At 38.5% G+C, this 17516-nt stretch carries 20 protein-coding genes; 1 reads left to right on the top strand and 19 read right to left on the bottom strand.

All coding sequences use genetic code 11. The annotated features are described in order from the left end of the window. Nucleotides 1-24: 24 nt before the first annotated feature. From BN988_RS02110 to BN988_RS02040, 15 genes are all read right to left on the bottom strand, one after another. Nucleotides 25-453, bottom strand: a complete 429-nt coding sequence (locus tag BN988_RS02110) for a stage V sporulation protein AB (protein WP_036572742.1) — start codon at nt 451-453, stop codon at nt 25-27. Continuing rightward, nucleotides 431-1039, bottom strand: coding sequence for a stage V sporulation protein AA (locus tag BN988_RS02105; RefSeq protein ID WP_036576281.1), 609 nt, complete (start codon nt 1037-1039; stop codon nt 431-433). The genes BN988_RS02110 and BN988_RS02105 overlap by 23 nt, the downstream gene beginning before the upstream one ends. A gap of 246 nt (nt 1040-1285) precedes the next feature. Beyond that, nucleotides 1286-2047 (bottom strand): RNA polymerase sporulation sigma factor SigF, encoded by a 762-nt coding sequence (gene sigF / locus BN988_RS02100; RefSeq protein ID WP_036572739.1) that lies wholly within the window; start codon nt 2045-2047, stop codon nt 1286-1288. A gap of 13 nt (nt 2048-2060) precedes the next feature. Next, nucleotides 2061-2501, bottom strand: coding sequence for an anti-sigma F factor (gene spoIIAB, locus BN988_RS02095; protein ID WP_036572738.1), 441 nt, complete (start codon nt 2499-2501; stop codon nt 2061-2063). Further along, the gene (gene spoIIAA, locus BN988_RS02090) at nt 2498-2851 is read right to left on the bottom strand and encodes an anti-sigma F factor antagonist (RefSeq protein WP_036572737.1); all 354 of its coding nucleotides are present in this window, start codon (nt 2849-2851) and stop codon (nt 2498-2500) included. The genes spoIIAB and spoIIAA overlap by 4 nt, the downstream gene beginning before the upstream one ends. Nucleotides 2852-2957: 106 nt before the next feature. Further along, nucleotides 2958-4133, bottom strand: a complete 1176-nt coding sequence (locus tag BN988_RS02085) for a D-alanyl-D-alanine carboxypeptidase family protein (protein ID WP_036572734.1) — start codon at nt 4131-4133, stop codon at nt 2958-2960. Nucleotides 4134-4342: 209 nt separating this feature from the next. Continuing rightward, nucleotides 4343-5647 carry a pyrimidine-nucleoside phosphorylase gene (locus tag BN988_RS02080; protein ID WP_036572733.1) on the bottom strand — a complete coding sequence of 435 codons (1305 nt, stop codon included), beginning with the start codon at nt 5645-5647 and terminating at the stop codon, nt 4343-4345. Between the two features lie 15 nt (nt 5648-5662). Next, nucleotides 5663-6487 carry a purine-nucleoside phosphorylase gene (locus BN988_RS02075; RefSeq protein WP_036572732.1) on the bottom strand — a complete coding sequence of 275 codons (825 nt, stop codon included), beginning with the start codon at nt 6485-6487 and terminating at the stop codon, nt 5663-5665. Between the two features lie 12 nt (nt 6488-6499). Then, nucleotides 6500-7681 (bottom strand): phosphopentomutase, encoded by a 1182-nt coding sequence (gene deoB, locus BN988_RS02070; protein ID WP_036572730.1) that lies wholly within the window; start codon nt 7679-7681, stop codon nt 6500-6502. 121 nt (nt 7682-7802) lie between these two features. After that, entirely contained in the window at nt 7803-8696 is an 894-nt protein-coding gene (gene xerD / locus BN988_RS02065; protein WP_036572729.1) for a site-specific tyrosine recombinase XerD, read from the bottom strand. Nucleotides 8697-8700: 4 nt separating this feature from the next. After that, nucleotides 8701-8907: a YqzK family protein gene (locus tag BN988_RS02060; RefSeq protein WP_036572728.1), complete on the bottom strand. Its 207-nt coding sequence runs from the start codon at nt 8905-8907 to the stop codon at nt 8701-8703. 399 nt (nt 8908-9306) lie between these two features. Then, nucleotides 9307-9765, bottom strand: coding sequence for a ferric iron uptake transcriptional regulator (fur, locus tag BN988_RS02055; protein ID WP_036572726.1), 459 nt, complete (start codon nt 9763-9765; stop codon nt 9307-9309). A 111-nt stretch (nt 9766-9876) separates the two neighbouring features. Continuing rightward, nucleotides 9877-10515 carry a stage II sporulation protein M gene (gene spoIIM / locus BN988_RS02050; RefSeq protein ID WP_036572725.1) on the bottom strand — a complete coding sequence of 213 codons (639 nt, stop codon included), beginning with the start codon at nt 10513-10515 and terminating at the stop codon, nt 9877-9879. A 91-nt stretch (nt 10516-10606) separates the two neighbouring features. Beyond that, the gene (locus BN988_RS02045) at nt 10607-11782 is read right to left on the bottom strand and encodes an endonuclease Q family protein (protein WP_036572724.1); all 1176 of its coding nucleotides are present in this window, start codon (nt 11780-11782) and stop codon (nt 10607-10609) included. Nucleotides 11783-11784: 2 nt separating this feature from the next. Beyond that, the gene (locus BN988_RS02040; protein WP_036572723.1) at nt 11785-12327 is read right to left on the bottom strand and encodes an NUDIX hydrolase; all 543 of its coding nucleotides are present in this window, start codon (nt 12325-12327) and stop codon (nt 11785-11787) included. Nucleotides 12328-12518: 191 nt separating this feature from the next. Here BN988_RS02040 and BN988_RS02035 point away from each other — a divergent pair, with 191 nt between their 5' ends. After that, on the top strand, nt 12519-13433 hold the full coding sequence (locus BN988_RS02035; protein ID WP_036572722.1) for an aldo/keto reductase: 915 nt from the start codon (nt 12519-12521) through the stop codon (nt 13431-13433). Between the two features lie 229 nt (nt 13434-13662). Here the strand turns inward: BN988_RS02035 and BN988_RS02030 are convergent, their stop codons facing one another. The 4 genes from BN988_RS02030 to BN988_RS02015 form a co-directional block, all read right to left on the bottom strand. Beyond that, nucleotides 13663-13986 (bottom strand): iron-sulfur cluster biosynthesis family protein, encoded by a 324-nt coding sequence (locus BN988_RS02030; protein ID WP_036572720.1) that lies wholly within the window; start codon nt 13984-13986, stop codon nt 13663-13665. Between the two features lie 25 nt (nt 13987-14011). Continuing rightward, nucleotides 14012-14809 carry an SDR family NAD(P)-dependent oxidoreductase gene (locus BN988_RS02025; RefSeq protein WP_036572718.1) on the bottom strand — a complete coding sequence of 266 codons (798 nt, stop codon included), beginning with the start codon at nt 14807-14809 and terminating at the stop codon, nt 14012-14014. Next, nucleotides 14784-15758, bottom strand: coding sequence for an MBL fold metallo-hydrolase (locus BN988_RS02020; RefSeq protein ID WP_036572716.1), 975 nt, complete (start codon nt 15756-15758; stop codon nt 14784-14786). Before BN988_RS02020 ends, BN988_RS02025 begins: the two co-directional genes overlap by 26 nt. A gap of 99 nt (nt 15759-15857) precedes the next feature. Beyond that, on the bottom strand, nt 15858-17495 hold the full coding sequence (locus BN988_RS02015) for a M20/M25/M40 family metallo-hydrolase (protein ID WP_036572715.1): 1638 nt from the start codon (nt 17493-17495) through the stop codon (nt 15858-15860). Between the last annotated feature and the right edge of the window lie 21 nt (nt 17496-17516).

Genomic DNA, 17516 nt, shown 5'->3' with positions numbered 1-17516 from the left:
CTTTCACACCTTCCACCTGCAGAGTTACTTTACAAAATAAATCCATTGAAAAAGCGAGCCTGCGACTTTTCCAAATAAAATAGCCATTAGCATCCACAAGAGATAGCCATCCATCCCAATCCTCTTAGATAAAATGGGGAATACATTCAAAACTTCAGTTAGAGCTGCAGCTAGCATGCCATTAAATATTCCATGGAAAAGACCCCAAATGACTAAGAATATAAGTGGCTGGTCCCAGTTTATCGATGTAAAGGATAAATAGGTCCCAAACAAACTGCCTGTGATAACACAACCAATGTATACTTTTAACATTCTGCCTGTTTTACTCAATTGTATTAATCTTGGTATAACGCCTAAAACAGTAAGAAAGGCAACAAAACCTCCTCCTACAGCCATTCCGCTTGATAGTCCGATAACTACTTGTATTAGATTACTCAAAAGGCTTACGATCATTTAATTCGCTCTCATATTGAATGACATAATTGTCAAGGTCTTGCTGATATTTATAAATTTCAACCTCAAGCGGACTTGGTTCCTCGTTAAACCGTCTGTTAAACCAGTGATTAAAAAACAGTAGCATCCCTAACCCTAATCCTAGAGAATATGGTATTTGTATCCATAAAGGATATTCATTTTCCTTACCTGTTAATAGAAAATGTAATTTTTGTTGTACCTCCTGCATGCTTACATCATAATGAAAATTCATTAACGTCATTGCGGTACCAATAAACAGAATGAGCCAGACTACTGTTGCAAATAATACGCTAGGCGACTTACTTTTTTTAAGAATGCGGATGATCGTTTGCTCCGGGCCAATTAACTGAAATTCCATATCTTCAAACAGTTGACTTAAATGGTCAATAATAACAAAACCATCAATTATTACGATCGATTGGTCCTTTTTAGACAGACGGTAGATTGGTACGGATTCTAGCTTTTTCTTCCATACTGGTTGTGCAGAAATATGAGCGATATCTTTTAGCTTTAATTCCTTTAGTGTCGTAACTTCTAAGCGCTTCTTCATTCTCAGGTAAATCATCTCACTCACAGCTAATCACCCTCTACCAGAATCGTTTATAATGTATTATTTACAGAACAATGGTTTTTATGATTGGTAATTAAAAAAAGCATGTTGATATAAATAAATCAAGGCGTATAATATGGACACAAAAAACCGAACAACCTCTCGAATTTTGCTTACAAGGCGTCAATCCCCCGTAAGAAACGATTGGTTATTCGGAATTAGCGTTAGCTATACGTATTGTGCAACTTTTTTTAAAAACTATCAGGATGTAAAGTCTAAGTTTACTTTCATATCATGTAAGATTTTCTTCTCTAATCTCGAGACTTGTACTTGTGAGATTCCTAACCGATCAGCTACTTCAGACTGTGTTTGATCTTTGTAGTAACGCAGGTATACAATTAGGCGCTCCCTCTCATTCAGGCAACGAATAGCTTCTTGCAAGCTAATCCTATCAAACCATCTTGTATCCTGATCAGCAATTTGATCAAGTAAGGTAATTGGGTCCCCATCATTTTCAAATACGGTTTCATGAATAGAATGGGGTGACTTTGCCGCTTCCTGTGCATGGACAATTTCTTCCGGCGAGAGCTCCATAGCCTCTGCTAATTCTTTAACAGTAGGTGAACGGCCGAATTTTTTTGTTAGTTCGTCTTTTTTCCTTCGAATTTTATTACCCGTTTCCTTTAAAGACCTGCTTACTTTAACACTACCATCATCTCGAATAAAACGTTGAATCTCCCCAATAATCATAGGTACAGCATAGGTAGAAAAGCGAACATCATAGGAGAGATCAAACTTATCAATCGATTTAATTAAACCGATACTACCAATCTGAAACAAATCATCTGGATCATAACCACGATTAATAAAACGCTGTACAACTGACCACACTAGACGTACATTCTTTTCAACTAGTATATCCCTAGCCAGTTTATCGCCCTGCTGGCTACGTTTAATATATTCTTTAACCTGATCATCTGTTAGTGTTTCTTTCCGCTTCTGGCGCTCAACATTTACATTCATAGGCACCCCACCCCTATTTACAAACAGACTTTGTTTTGGCGAGTTGCTTCGTCATATGAACTGTAGTTCCTTCGTTGGGTAAGGAGATAACTTCTACTGTATCCATAAAATTCTCGATAATGGTAAATCCCATACCAGAACGTTCCATATCTGGTTTGGACGTATACAGCGGCTGTCTCGCTTCCTCAACATCGCCTATTCCAATGCCATCATCCTTTATCGACAACTCTATTCCATCTTCTGTGATAGTACAGGAAATAAAGATCTTTTGATTCGGATCATTATTATACCCGTGTATAATGGAATTTGTGACAGCCTCGGAAACGACTGTCTTTATTTCGGTTAATTCGTCCATTGTAGGATCAATTTGTGTTATAAAAGAGCCCACCGTAACACGCGCAAAAGCCTCGTTCTCACTAATGCTAGAAAATTCCAAACTCATTTCATTTCTCATGAAGCCACCCCCAAAGTCATTAAGGCAAATGATTCGTTCTCCTCTAATCGAACGATTTTAAACAAACCAGACATCTCAAATAGCCGTTTAATAGGTGGCGATACAGAACAGACAACCATTTCTCCGCCTAACTGTAACACTTCTTTATATCTACCTAATACGACTCCAAGTCCAGAACTATCCATGAAGCTTACATCCTCAAGATTTAGAATGACGTGCTTCACCGGATTCGTATACATTGTATCCTTCCACTGATCACGCAGCCCTTCTGCCTCATGGTGGTCCAGTTCTCCGGACAATCGAACGATTAGTACTTCTTCTTTCACTGCAAAGTTTGCCTGAAGACCCATCTGTATTCCTCCTTATTTATCCTTCATGTACTTCTTTTTCTCCATTCCTTGCAATAATTCCTGCATGATGACAAAAGAAGAAGGAAAGGTACTAAATCAGTGGATATCAGTCAAACTTCACCAATTTCTGCAATGATCTTTTCATTAATGTATAGTAACTGGCTTTTTCAATTGTGTCTTTTACGGTTAGTTGTGATTCAGATAACACCTTGTCTCCATCTTTTACGATCAAAGTTCCAACGTGGTCTCCTTTTTTTATAGGAAGGACTAGGTCTTGCTTCATTTTCACCTCTGTTGTTATGCTATCAACTGAATCCCCTTTTGCATGTAAAGTACTAATGGATTCAGAAGCCACTACGTCATTCTTCTTTTTCTCAGCTTTCGTCAGTCGGAGTGTTGTGATTACGTCTCCTTTTTTGAAAAGCTTGTTCGTCTGAAATTTATTAAAAGCATAATCAAGCATCTCTGATACCGATGCGTTTCGTTCTTTCGTTGTTTTTGCTCCCATTACTACTGCAATAACCCGCATTCCGTCTTTCTCAGCAGTCGCAGTTAAGCAGTATTTTGCCTCATTGGTAAAGCCAGTTTTAAGCCCATCTACACCTGGGTAAAATCGTACAAGTTTATTTGTATTAACTAGCCAAAATTCATTTTCCTGTCCTTTTCTTAAGTAGTCTTCATAAACGGAAGTGTAGTTTGTTATAGATTCGTATTTTAATAATTCTTTTGCAATTATCGCCATATCGTAGGCTGTACTGTAATGATCATCAGCAGGGAGACCAGTAGTGTTTTGAAATTTTGTATCCTTGAGTTTTAATTCTTTTACCTTTTTATTCATCAAGCTGACAAATTCTTCTTCACTGCCAGCAACTCTTTCAGCCATGGCTACACTAGCATCGTTTCCGGAGGCTATTGCGATCCCTTTCAGCAGATCATTTACAGTCATTTCCTCTCCGGCTTCAAGAAAAATTTGTGATCCACCCATAGAGGCCGCGCGCTCACTTACTCGAACCGTCTCATCTAATTTTAAGCTTCCCTTCTCTAACTGCTCCATGATTAAAAGCAATGTCATAATTTTAGTCATGCTCGCAGGAGGAAGCTTTTCATGGGCGTTTTTATCGAACAAAAGCTTTCCTGTATCACGTTCTAGTAAAATGGCTGAATCAGCACCTTTAGCAAGGTTTGCCTTGCTATTGTCACTACTTTTTTCTTCTGCTGCTACTGGTAAAGTCATTGCAAAAACACATAAAAGCATGATGCTTAGTAGTACAATTTTTTTCATAGCTATCCCTCCAACAATCAATATATAGTTAGGATTGACAATCATTAGTGGATTTATACGCGCTAACGTTTCACTGACGATGGATACAAGCCACTGGAAATTGACCTATTATTGTTGGTTGGTTGTCAGCTATATACAATATAAAAAAGCATGGCCATATAAATAAGGCCATGCTCCTGAAAAAAACTTTTCCTATGTTGCTTATAAAGTTATTTTGTAACAGTATCATATACTAACGTTGGTGCAGGTACATTTTCAGTAGCTATTACAATGCTATCATAAAGTTTAGCGCGGACTTCATCTACATTTTCCTGATTAGCATGAATTGTTAGTAACGCTTCGCCCTCTTTTACACTATCACCGATTTTTTTATGAAGCACAATCCCAACAGCAAGATCAATTTCCGAATCCTTTGTTGCTCTACCTGCTCCTAACATCATTGCAGCAGTGCCAATATCATCGGCAATAATTTTAGAAACCGTACCGGCTGATAAACTAGGTAATTCTATCTTGTACTCTGCTTGTGGCAGGTTTTCAGGATAATCTGCGACAGATGCATCTCCACCTTGTGAAGCAAGGAAGGTTTTAAATTGCTCAAACGCTTTCCCATTTGCAATACTTTCCTTTAACTTCGATCTTGCTTCCTCCATACTTTCAGCCTGATTAGCTAAAACAACCATTTGACTTCCTAAAGTAAGACAAAGCTCGGTTAAATCTTCAGGACCTCGACCCTTCAATGTATCAATTGCTTCATTAATTTCAAGCGCGTTACCAATTGCATACCCAAGCGGTTGGCTCATATCAGAAATTACTGCCATCGTTTGTCTGCCTACTCGATTCCCTATTGTAACCATTGCTTCCGCAAGCTTTTTGGCATCCTCTAGGTTTTTCATAAATGCCCCAGCACCTGTTTTCACGTCCAGCACAATTGCATCTGCTCCTGATGCAATTTTTTTACTCATAATAGAGCTGGCAATAAGAGGTATGGAATTGACGGTTGCCGTAACATCGCGTAAACCATACAACTTTTTATCAGCTGGTGTTAGATTCCCTGACTGGCCGATTACAGCAACTTTATTTTGGTTTACAAGTTCAATAAACTTCTCGTTGCTTATTTCCACGTGAAAACCGGGAACCGCTTCAAGCTTATCTATCGTTCCCCCAGTATGCCCAAGCCCTCTTCCACTCATTTTTGCTACTGGTACACCTACAGACGCTACCAACGGTGCAAGTATTAGCGTAGTTGTATCGCCAACCCCTCCAGTGGAATGCTTATCTACCTTTACACCTGAAATCTCAGATAAATCTATTTGATCACCCGATTCGACCATAGCGGAAGTTAGATTTGCACGTTCCTCAACAGTCATATCCTCAAAGTATATCGCCATTAACAGCGCACTTGCTTGATAATCTGGAATTTCTCCATTGGTATACCCTTCAATAAAGAAATAGATTTCTTCTTTTGTCAGTGCATGACCATCTCGTTTTTTTTCTATAATGTCATACATTCTCATTTTGTTCACCTCATTTTATGATAGTGGTAATGTCTGAACAATCAGTTTTACAAAGCGTAAAAAGTCTTCTCTTACTTTTTCAGTTGTTTCGATCACCTCTGTATGGGTCAGAGGTTGATCCAATATACCAGCTGCCATGTTTGAGATACATGAAATTCCTAAGACACGAAGCCCTGCATGCCCAGCAACAATTACTTCTGGTACCGTAGACATGCCCACAGCATCTGCGCCAATCGTACGTAGCATTTTAACTTCGGCAGGTGTTTCATAGGAAGGACCAGTATTTCCAGCGTAGACACCTTCACGTACTGATAACCCTAATTCATTAGCGCTAGCTAGGGCACATTTAATAAATTCCCTATCATAAACTTGTGACATATCTGGAAAACGTCCCCCTAAACTATCATCATTCTTTCCGATTAGTGGATTATCACCCATATTATTAAAATGATCTGAGATAATCATCAGATCCCCAGGATTATAGGTTTCATTAACTCCTCCGGCAGCATTTGTCACAATAACAGCCTCTATCCCAAGTTGTTTCATGACACGAACAGGAAAGGTTACTTGTGTCATGCTGTAGCCTTCGTAATAATGAAATCTCCCTTGCATTGCAATAACTTGTTTCCCTTCTAAGGTACCAACTACAAGCTGGCCTTTATGACCAGATACAGTGGACACAGGGAAATGCGGAATCTCTTCATAGGGTATATTAACTGGGTTTTCTATCTCTTCACCCAACACACCTAAACCAGATCCAAGGATTAACCCTAGTGTTGGTTTCACTTCCAATTTATCTTGAATAAATGCTGTAGCTTCTTTTAATTCCATTTGATTCATCATGTCATCCCCTTAATTTATTATATCTTTTAAAAAGCTTTCTCCATGTTCTGGTGTAGCTACTTCAAAATTAGCTGCAATCGTTGCACCAATATCAGCGAATGTCTTTCTTATCGGGAGTTCAGTGGCTTGTGTTATGCCGGTATGATAAGCCAGTAATGGTACGTATTCCCGTGTATGATCAGTTCCATGATGAACTGGATCGTTTCCATGATCAGCTGTTATCAATAGCAAATCATCTTCTTTCATTTTGTCTAACACTTCTGGTAATCTGGAATCAAACGCTTCTAGCGCCTTTCCATACCCTTTAGGGTCACGGCGGTGGCCAAACTTGGCATCAAAATCCACTAAATTTAGAAAACTGATACCAGTAAAATCTTTGTCCATGCTTTCCACTATTTTAGTCATGCCATCTTCATTGTCTGTCGTCCTAATCGCTTCAGTGACACCTTCACCATCGTAAATATCTGAAATTTTTCCTATCGCAATTACGTCATACTTTTGATCCTGCAACTCATTCATCACTGTGTGACCAAATGGTTTTAGTGCATAATCATGGCGATTAGAGGTTCTTTCAAACGCGCCAGGTGAACCAATGAACGGTCTAGCTATCACACGGCCAACCATATATTTTTCATCAAGTGTTAACTCTCTGGCTATTTCACATATACGGTACTGTTCTTCGATTGGGATAATCGCTTCATGTGCAGCTATCTGTAGAACCGAGTCTGCAGATGTATAGACTATAAGAGCTCCTGTGTCCATATGTTCCTGCCCAAGTTCATCGAGGATTTCTGTTCCCGATGCAGGTTTGTTACCGATTATTTTACGGCCGGACTTCTCTTCTAATTCATTAATTAGTTCATCAGGAAAACCTTCAGGGAAAGTACGGAAAGGTTGCTCGATGTGTAGACCCATAATCTCCCAGTGCCCTGTCATCGTGTCTTTTCCATTAGACGCTTCCTGCATTTTTGTATAATAAGCTTTCGGCTTTTCTGCCTTATTAATTCCTTTAATTTCTCTAATATTACTTAATCCAAGCGATCCCATATTCGGCATCTTAAGCCCATTCATATGCTCGGCGATATGTCCAAGCGTGTCGGCACCCTTGTCATTAAATTTTTCAGCGTCTGGCGCTTCACCAATCCCAACTGAATCCATTACGATTAAAAATACACGTTTAAAATTTCCCATATTGATACCTCCTGTACTTTATCTTCCCATATTTCTGCTGTTATATGTTTATTTTCGTTAGCTATGTATACTTATATGTGATTCGACCCACTTGTAGGATGTCAGACAACTAAAAATGTAATTAGGCTCTTGGATGATAAGAATCATAAATATCTTTTAATCTAGCTTTTGTAACATGTGTGTAAATTTGGGTAGTAGAAATGTCAGCATGTCCCAGCATTTCCTGCACTACACGCAAGTCTGCCCCATTCTCTAGTAAATGGGTTGCAAAAGAATGGCGTAATGTATGTGGTGTAATACTTTTCTTTATCCCCGCAGTTTGTGCAGATGCTTTTAGTATTTTCCAGAAACCCTGTCTGCTCAGTGGTCGTCCATGCTGGTTTACGAAAACAGCCTGGTCATCCTTTTTATTTTTAACTAGAGTTGGTCTTGCCTGTTGTAAATAGGTCTCGATTGCTTTAATTGCCACATTGCCTAGTGGGACAATCCGTTCTTTCGATCCCTTTCCAAAACACTGGACGAAACCCATTGTTAGATGCAAGTCACCAATTTTTAGAGAAAGAAGTTCACTCACCCTTAACCCTGTAGCATAAAGCAGTTCAAACATCGCTCTGTTTCGAATATGCAACGGGGTAGCAGCAGGAATTTGTAGAAGTGCTTCAATATCCTTTAATGACAAAATGTCAGGAAGCTTCTGATCTTTCTTAGGCGTTTCAATATTAAGACTAGCATCCTGGTTAACCAATTGTTCTCTAACGAGGAATTGATGGAAGGATCGAATGGACGATACATGTCTGGCAATCGTTGAGGAGGATTTATTATCATCCTTTAAAATATGTAAGAAGCCGACAATATCAGAGCGCCTTATTTGATTCCAATCCGTTTTTTCTAGCACTTTTTCCGTATAGTAGAGATAATGAGAAAGATCTCGATTATACGACTGTAATGTGTTATCTGAAAGTCCCTTTTCTATGCGCAAAAAATGATAATAATCCTCTAAAGCATCTTTCAGCATCCGATTACTCCCCCAAGCGAAAAAATAGATTTAATCTGTCTAGCAGACTTGATTCTTGTTGAAACACTTTAACTGCAGGGCCATCCGGTTGATCATAACGATGAAATTCTTCATACTCCGTATGCATAGCTTTAAGCCCGAAATAAAATAAACAGGTGCAGGCAGTAAAGATAATGAAAACCTTTAACGTGTCCCATACTAATCGTTTCAAATGTATAACTCCCCTTCTGTTATCTTCTATTATTAGAAGATATGCCAAAAAAGATTAACATTATACATAGAAACATAGAAGTTTTAAAAAGAACACTGCCTACAATTTACCCTTTTTAATAGCTTTTGTAAATGCTTACTTATAGTTAACAAAGAACAAAGGCGCAAGCGCCCGTTTAGAGACGTAGCGAGTGGAACGAATCAACTAAGATAAAGGAATCACGGTGAGGTAACGAACCGATGATGACTTATCGTAGGGCGATTTCGTGAAGTCGCCTAGTTTCTGGGTGCTGGAGCTGGACGTGGCAGATTCAGTTGTTTAGTTAAACACAGCAACTAAATTTTATAATTTACTAGTCGATCAAAAATGCCTTTCTTCAGCTGAAAAAAGGCACCCGGATTATTTTTTTAATGTAGTGGCTCCGTCATGACACTTCCTACATATGCCGTGGAAAGTCAATCGATGATCTTTTACTTGAAATCCCCAGTCTCGCTCCACAATTTTCTCTACATCACCCAATAAGTCATTTTCAATTTCTTCAACTGAACCGCATTCTATACAAACAAGATGGTGATGGAAGTGCTCTGCTCCTTCTTTTCTTAGATCATAACGAGACACACCGTCGCCAAAATTAATCTTATCTACAATCTTTAGTTCTGATAATAACTCTAATGTACGATAAACTGTTGCCAAACCGATTTCAGGTGCTTTTTCCTTTACCAGTAGATAGATATCTTCTGCACTAAGATGGTCTTCTTCTCTTTCAAGCAAAACCCTAACCGTGGCTTCCCGTTGTGGAGTAAGCTTATAGCTCTGTGCATGGAGCTGTTTTTTTATTTGGTCTATGCGATGTTCCATGGCAGGTTCCCTCCCTCGTATCCCATCTTTATTATAGGCATGGAATTAGAACGTGTCAAAATATAATTTGATTATTATTTTATATTTATAATTATTATAGTTTAAGTTTTATTATTGGTAAAATGATTTGACTATATATGTCATTGCCTCATTCGATACATAGGTCTCTAATAATGCAGCTGCGAATGAAAGAATCAAGAGAAAACCAAATATCATAGCATATCTCCCAAAAGGCTGGAAGACTGGTTGCGACACTTTACGAGTAAATAATTTGCCTAGCAATTTGAGAGAAAAGATCATGGCTAAACTACCTGCAACAATATATATAGGTATAATTAGAATATTTTGTGGTGCTATGGAAAAAGTAGCTAGTAAAAAGCCATCCATTCCTAGTTGATTTACGATAAACCCAACTGAAAATCCTACAACAAGGCCTTTAATAAACAATAAAATCCATACAATCGGAAGACCGATTACGGAAAGCCCAAGGATAAATAGTAAGAGTAAATATTTTACATGATAGAAGAAACTATTTTTTAAGATGGTTGTATTTTCAGTTAGCTGCTGATTGTGAAGTTGACCGAAAAAACGTTCCAAATAAAAAATGAGATCCTGTTTTTGAATGACACTCATACTATTAACAAGAATGGCACCAAATACGATCCCTGTCATGAACAGGATAATCATAAACAAGTAGATGGTGGCATGATCTTTTAGGTGGTCTGTAATAATAGCTCTATTTTTATACATCGGAATCCTCCATTCAAGAGTACTGCTATACTAAAAACTATGAAGAATTCCTGTTAAAAATACCACTTTACTATTATTACTTTCTTATAATTCATGTCTCATCCGAAATTATCTTTCCATACTTCCCACCGCCACCAGCTTTTATCCCTAATTTCCCCTCTCGCATTTGGATGATAGATTTGGCAATCTTTCCTTGTACGATCTCTTCCATTTCTTCTAACGGAGCGCGGTGTATCACATTCATTTCGTTGTCAAATCGCTTTAGCAGCTTCTCATACGTTTTCTTTCCAAGAAATGGAATGTATTCAAGCGGTACTTGATAAACGTAGGGTGGCCGGTTCTGCTTATTCGCTATACCGTTACTTAATTCATCGATTCGATCTGCCACACCTTTCGTTATTTTGTTAGAACCACAGTGGATACAATGGGCCGATTTTGAGGGAGTATGTTGGTTACACTCATTACAAACTGTAAGATGGTACTTGCCCAGCGCTGGATTCATACCATAATTAGCAGAGATAGCCCGTCCTTTCACATTGTGTAAGGCCCATAGAAACTCTTTAAACGATGGGCTTTCCATTCGCACTACTTGATATTCACGCGCGATTTTAGCCAGTGAGTGTGCATCAGAGTTTGTTAAAAAAGTATAGGCGTGGAGTTCAGCAAGCTGATCCGCCATTTCGGTGTCAGAACTAAGTCCCAGTTCAATCCCGTCAATTAGATCTGAATCAAATACCTCGGTCAGCGATTTTTTTACTCCTTTTCCGAACAAGCTTTTAAACGGGGTAAAGACGTGCGCGGGAATGAAAATACCCTCTAGCTCTTTAATCTTGTATTGTAGTTCTTTTCCAGTTCCATAGTAGCGTTGTGAGCTTAGATTAATATTTGTCATTCGCTGTGTGAGCCATTCGGTAAACGTAGACATGCTTTTAAGATTAGGAAGAAAACATAATACATGAATCGGTCCCTGACAGGAAGCGTCATATATTTCAATTTCCGATCCAAGTATTAAGGTAACCCCTTCAAATTGTATCCCACCGTCTTCTAATTCCCGTGCTTCCCCAGATTTAATCAGCATGTCGATTTCTCTCTGAACCGCTGGGGTATGGCAATCAATTACACCAATCATGCCCATCCCTTTATTCCTGCTTGCTTCTATAAGAATGTTCGTTAACGTTAGCGATTTTGCACCAGTTATTTTCACTGGCCTATTATCCATATCTCTACCAATATGAATATGCATGTCAACATAATAATTTGATAGCATGATTATCTCCCCAATGCATGCAAGTAAAGAATTGCATAGTTTGTCTTAGCATCATGAATTCTTTCTTGCTCTACAAGCTCTTTTGCCTCATCTAATGTCAGTTCAAGAACCTCGACAAACTCGTCTTCGTCACTTGCGGGTGGCGTATCCATCTTCTCAAGCTCATCCGTTATATAGATATGCATTAATTCATCTGCAAAACCGGGTGACGTGTAAAATGATGTAACGAATGAAAGCTCGTTAGTTGTATAACCTGTTTCTTCCTCTAATTCACGTCTGGCAGTAACTTCGGGCGCTTCACCAATTTCCACTTTTCCAGCTGGGATTTCAACCAGTGACTTTTCAAGTGGCTTACGAAATTGTTCTACTAACACAATTTTATTATCTTTTGTAATTGGAATTACTGCAACTGCTCCTGGGTGTTTAATTAATTCTCTTTTCGCTGTTCTCCCGTTAGGAAGACTTACTTCATCTACCCGCAAATCAACGACTTTTCCTTCATAAATAGAGGTTGTGTTTATTGTTTTTTCTTCAAACTTCTTCATATATAATCCTTCTTTCTTAAGTTGTTTCTTTCATTCACGACTATTTCGTTAGTATGATTCCCCTCAGCACAAGCATCTAGTTAAGTTTCTTCTGTTAGTATAAGATATTATAAAGCCCACCGCAAAATAGTTGTATTGTGTTTAAGCACTTTTTACAATGGGAATAGTATGAAATTGGGAGGATGATTCGTTTGAAAGAAAATCAATTGGGTAAATCGGGAATTATGATTTCTGCCCTCACATTAGGTTGTATGTCACTTGGTACAGATGAAAAAAAGGCAAAAAATATAATCGACATGGCACTTGAGAGAGGAATAACACATCTTGATACGGCAGATCTATATGATTTTGGTACAAATGAAGAAATCGTAGGAAAAGCAATTAAAGGAAACCGAGATAAGGTTGTTCTCACTACAAAAGTAGGAAATCATTTTAATAAGGAAACAAAAGACTGGCACTGGGACCCATCAGCTAAACATATAACGGAAGGGGTAAAAGACAGTTTACGTCGTCTACAGACAGATTATATTGACTTCTATATGTTGCATGGTGGTACGCTCGATGATCCAATAGATGAATCAATTGAAGCATTTGAACGCTTGAAAGAAGAAGGTTATATACGAAGTTATGGAATTTCCTCGATACGTCCTAATGTTATTCGTGAATATGTAAAGCGTTCAACGATTGATGCTGTTATGATGCAATATAGTATTTTTGATCGCCGGCCCGAGGAGGAACTACTTGATCTACTTCACGCAAATGGAATCAGTGTACTTGCAAGAGGTCCACTAGCCAAAGGAATGTTGAGTAATCAAGCTAAACAAAAGATCGAGGCAAAAGGGAGTGAAGGGTACCTCACCCACTCCTATGATGACTTACAGAAATACTATGAGACATTATCGAAGCTCACGTTTAAAGGTGGCCTACAAGAACTTGCTCTACAGTATGTACTCAAACACCCAGCTGTTGCCAGTGCAGTATTTGGATCAAGTTCTATCGAACAACTAAAGGCTAACACTGGATTCTCCTTAGAAGAACTTTCAAATGAAACTTATTTGGAAATTCAACAACTTGTTAAACCTATTCAATATGAAAACCATCGGTAACTATAATCACACAGCTTTTATCTTTCTATAGTATAAATCAACCCAGGGGATGGTCAATACGTCATCCCCTGGGTTTTATCCCGGTGTAACCGTCCGTAAAACTCCCACTTCGAAACATGAAGTGAAACCGTTAGTTTTTAGTGGGAGTAAACGGGCGCTAACACCCCGATTCGTTCAACTAACAATCAGTGGGGGAAGAACGAAAACCCCCACTGATTGAAGTTTCACTTTATATTTCACATATGCTTTGTGGTGCGATAAATGGATTTAGGATGCCTTCAGGACTCGATAAACGAAGCATGCCATTTATTACATCAAGCTTCATTGATTCAGCAAAAAATACTTTTTGGTGCTCCTGTATTAAAACAGGGAAGCTGTCACTTTCTATCTCAAAATAGTCATTTGTATAGCCATTAGTAAATCTTATTGTAGGTACGCCATTTACACCACAACCACATCCCTCTGTGTCATACCAGAGAACAACATAACGATTTTGACTTATGTTTCTTTTTTCCAATTCCTCTTTTGCTGCTGGGGTGATATGAAGTTCCATACTATTCCCTCCAATTGATCTTTGTTTACTTTTTATTAAATTGCGTTTCAAGGAGTTTCTCCATCATACTAGGAAAAACATGGTACAGTCTGCTCCCTGCTTCCATCCAACCAGGCATATTAATTTCCCTTTTCTGCTTGAACAGGTTGCGCGTAACTCTGTTTGCAACACGATTAGGGTCTAGCATATAACGGCCAACATTTTTCTTATACGCCCCTTTAGGATCTGCCTGAGTAAAAAAGTTTGTATCTACAGGTCCTAAATTTACTGCTGTAACAAAAATGTGATCTTTTGCAGTTTCCATACGCAAACTATTAGTAAAACCAATAACGGCATGTTTCGTTGCAGCATAGACAGCCGATTTAGGAGTAGATATTTTTCCTGCCTGCGAGGCAATGTTTACGATGTGCCCTTGTTGGTTTTGCTGAAAATGTGGGAGGAGCATTTTTGTAAAGTGTATTAAAGAGATAACATTAACTTGAAACATGCTTTCTACGTCCTGCATAGAAATTTCTTCAACAAGCTGAAATTTGCCAAAACCAGCATTATTGATTAGTCCATCTATAATAGGATGGTCCTGTAAGAGTAAGTCCGCTGTCCGCATCATTTCGTTTTTATTCGATAAATCACAAGTATAGTAATAACAATCGGTGTTAAAAGTTTGTTTTATTTTATCACACTGCTCCTGCATTTTAGCAGTGGAACGTGCTATTAGAAGTGGTATCCCTCCACTTGCAGCGATCTGCCATACGATGCTTTCCCCAATTCCACTTGAGGCGCCAGTAACAATTACTTTTTTATTTTGCAGCCTTCGTTGCTTCATAAAACTCTGTCGTCCCCTCTGTACTTTTGCTAACAAGCCCACTCGCTTCAAGATAGTCGAGCTGGCCAATAATATCTGACATAGTCAAATCAATCTGGCTCTCATAACGCACCGGAAATATTTTTTGACATAGTTGAAAAGCAGTTTGTTTACCTGTTTGAAGGAAAGCTAATACATTAGCAGCACGTCTTTCCTGTTTATTAAAACGAGACTGGACGATCTCCGATACATTCGAAAAGATCTCTCCATGACCTGGTAAAACCTGACTGATTTCGATAGATAGACACTTTAGAAGGCTATCTCTGTACTGTAGCATAGGAGATGCTCTACGTTCCCCTTCATGTATGGGGGGTTCGACTACAGGATTGGAAGAAATGTTTTTCAATAAATGGTCTCCGCCAATGAAAATTCCATCAGACTCCCTATAAAAAGACACATGGCTCTGTGCATGCCCCTTCGTGTTAAGGACCTGCCAATCAGGATGTCCTGGTAGTTTATCCCCCTCTTCAAGAGTTTTGGTTAAATGGCCCTCTCCAGCATAGCTTAATAAAGACCGTAACTTTTTCCCTATACCCTGAAAACGTTGAGGAATATCACATTGCTTAAAATATTCTTTGAAGAAATCCTCATATCTATTGAAATACTGTTCATCTTTTCTAATCCATAGGTCAACAAGATTATTAGCCATTATTTCCCTAGCACGTGGAAATGCCTCAATCAATCCAGTGTGATCTGGATGATGGTGAGTTAATATAATCTGATCGACATCCCTTGGATGATAGCCAATTTGTTTTAATTGTATTAGTAGTGCTTCATAAGCCTCTTTTGTCTTTACACCTGCATCAATAAGAGACAACACATCTCCTTTTAATAAATAAACATGGGCATCCCCAACTGCAAAAGGAGTTGGAACAGTGATTTGATATAATGTATTGTCAATAATATTCATGATTTTCACCCTTTAAGATAAGCATAGTGTGCCGCCTCGTTCTCGAACCCAGCAATAATGAATAGCTATTCATTATTGCTATTTTACACTATTTTTAGCTTACTGTCTTTTCGGGGAGTTTGCCAGCAACTTTTGGATGGCTCTAAACATAATAGTAGGTAAAGAATTAAAGCTATAATTCAGCTCTAGCCTTTCAGTCCATTGGTGAGGGTCTTTTCCCAATGGTCCAATATTCAGAATAGGCATTTTTAATTGCTCCATCATTTCCTCGGGAAAGACAAAACCATTATGCTGAAGTGGCATGTTTTCTGTAAGCTGTTTTATTTTGCTATTAGAGGTAACAGGACCTACAAAGCTCAAGTCAGATAAACCAGTGAAAAATTCGGAATTAACTAAATCAATACTATATTTTTCTTTTGTAAACTTTTTTATATCTTCCATAACATATTGTATATACGGGTCTTGGTGGGAAGATACGGCAGGATAAAATGGCGGACTGTAGAACAATACGATCATGGGAGCTAAGTCATTACACATTGCTGCTAATTCCTGAACTAATAACGTGGAAAAGTCGCGGTCTCCCTGTTCCCGTTGACTTCCTAACAGGTTTTGCCGGCGATTTATTTCTTCTTGGCCAAACCTATTAACCGCCTCTTGGTATAAATCCTCATACATATATACACTTACTTTTGAAGCGGGCATGGTAAAGTCCTTTGCTACTGTTGCAAAATGCTCAGCTTTCTTTTTTACATATGCTTCAATTTGCTTTACAGCTTGATTCGCACTAACCAGAAGCTTTTTGTTTAATTCTTCAAAGCTTTGTTTTAAATAAAGAACGTTATACATTGCGATGGCAGCTTGAGGGGTCTGTACAGAATATTCCCCTTTTAAATCCCGATGCATTAAACTCACAGGCGGTGGCGTGATCTCATCTTCTATCTGCTCAATAAATGCCTCATTTAATTCCATCTGCTGTGATAAGAAACTAATCATTAGATTGGGGTTAATCCCTGCAAATGGCTCCCCAACATGTGATTCTTTTCCATAACAATAAAATCCAGGAAGCACTTTTCCAATCGATCCAGTGTATACATAATGAGCAGGATCTCCAGGGTATTTGCTAAACATAGGCTCACTATTTAAACAAGCAATATATTCTATTTCTTCGGTTTCTTTTAAGTGATTTAACACGGGAAGAGCTGTAAGCATACCACTCGAATTCACTTCCTCATCGGGTACAGAAAGTAGCAACACGTTCCCATCAAACTCCCCTTCAATAGCTCGTTCTAGCATTGCTAGTTGAAGTGTTAACCCTGCCTTCATATCCATTGTCCCTCTCCCAAACAACCAATCCCCCGCTTCTAAATCCTTTCTAACATTTTCAGGGAGTTGATCCTTTGATTGGAAGAGTTCCTTTGTCAGTTCCTTTGGATGAAAGGCCAAATTTCTAAGTGAGCCATAATCTTCAACACCAACCACGTCAAAGTGGCTCAGCAGGATAACTGTTTCTTTTTTCTTTTTCTTTCCTTTCACAAGTGCTGTTAACAGTCTCCTCCCATCTTCTAACGGATGAAGATTCAAAGAAGATGCGTTCTTTTGAAAGTATTCCTTTTGGGATAGGATGTGATAAAGATATTCCGCAATTGCAATCTCAGCAGTTGAACCAGTTATACTTTGATATTGTACTATGGAGCAAAGTAAATCCGTTAACTCTTCTTTCGTTTGCCACTTTTTCAATTTAAATCCCCCTGTCTAAAT

The organism is Oceanobacillus picturae (assembly GCF_000612865.1).
GTDB classification, from domain to species: Bacteria; Bacillota; Bacilli; order Bacillales; family Amphibacillaceae; genus Oceanobacillus_B; species Oceanobacillus_B jordanicus.
This window is presented reverse-complemented; position numbering and strand designations above follow the sequence as displayed.